The following is a 1,069-nucleotide window of genomic DNA, read 5'->3' on the forward strand; positions in this document are numbered from 1 at the left end:
TGTAAGGTGCCAAAACTTAATTTCGGCGGCTGACCTGGGACTTCAAAGATCGGTTCAGGCGGCCCGATGGTACTCGTTGATGATTCCTCCCAGCCGTCGTCGGCGCCGGACGGCGCCGATGATCGGCACTACCACCTCTGGGTCATGGTTGGGTGGTAGCTGCCCGCGCCCTTGGTGTGGCCGGTGATCGTTGAAGTGTCGGACGTACTCGGTGAGGATCGTTCTGGCGTGCCGCTCGCCGTAGATCAGAAGGTGGTCGGCGCATTCCTCGCGCATGCTGCGGCCCCAGCGTTCGATGAAGCAGTTGGCCTGGGGCGTGCGAGGCGGCGTCTTCACGACCTGCACGCCCTCTGCGGCCAGGACGGCGTCGAAGGTCTCGCCGTACTTGGTGTCCCGGTCGCGGATCAGGAACTGGAACGCGCTGGTTCGTTCTCCGAGGTCCATGAGCATGTCGCGGGCCTGTTGGGTCACCCAGGCCTGGGTCGGGTGCTCGGTCACGCCGAGGATGTGGACTCGGCGGGTGGCGATCTCCATCACGACCAGCACGTAGAGCCGGCGCAGCGTAATCGTGTCGAGATGGAAGAAGTCGGTGGCCAGTAGCCCTGCCGCCTGGGTACGCAGGAACGTCCGCCACGAGGTATCGACCCCGCGTGGCGCGGGGCCGATCCGTCGGCCGGCGAGGATCCGTCGGATGGTGCCCAGTCCGACGCGGTGGCCGAGCCCGAGCAGTTCGCCCTGGAGGCGTTTGTGGCCCCATCGCGGGTTCTCGGCGGCCATCCGGTAGATCAACTCCCGGATCTCGGGGTTGACCGGCGGGCGGCCACCACGGCTGGGGTAGGTCCAGCGACATCGCACCAGCCGTCGGTGCCAGGCCAGCAGGGTCGCCGGGGTCACGATCCGGTGGGCGCGGACCGGACGGGGTAGGAACCGGGCGAGCGCGGACAGGATTGCCCGGTCTGGACAGGACAGCCGTGGTCGGCTGTGGACCTGGCGGCGGAGCACCGCGACCTCGTGGCGCAGCGCCAGCAGCTCCGCGAGCAGGGCACTGTCACTGCGGGCCGCGACGAAA

At 67.9% G+C, this 1,069-nt stretch carries 1 protein-coding gene; it reads right to left on the minus strand.

Annotated features, from left to right (window positions below):
* Positions 1 to 54: 54 nt before the first annotated feature.
* A partial coding sequence (locus ABGB16_RS33760) for an integrase core domain-containing protein (RefSeq protein WP_347672106.1) occupies positions 55 to 1,069 on the minus strand: 1,015 nt, incomplete at its 5' end.

This window comes from Micromonospora sp. B11E3 (assembly GCF_039871625.1).
Classification (GTDB): domain Bacteria; phylum Actinomycetota; class Actinomycetes; order Mycobacteriales; family Micromonosporaceae; genus Micromonospora.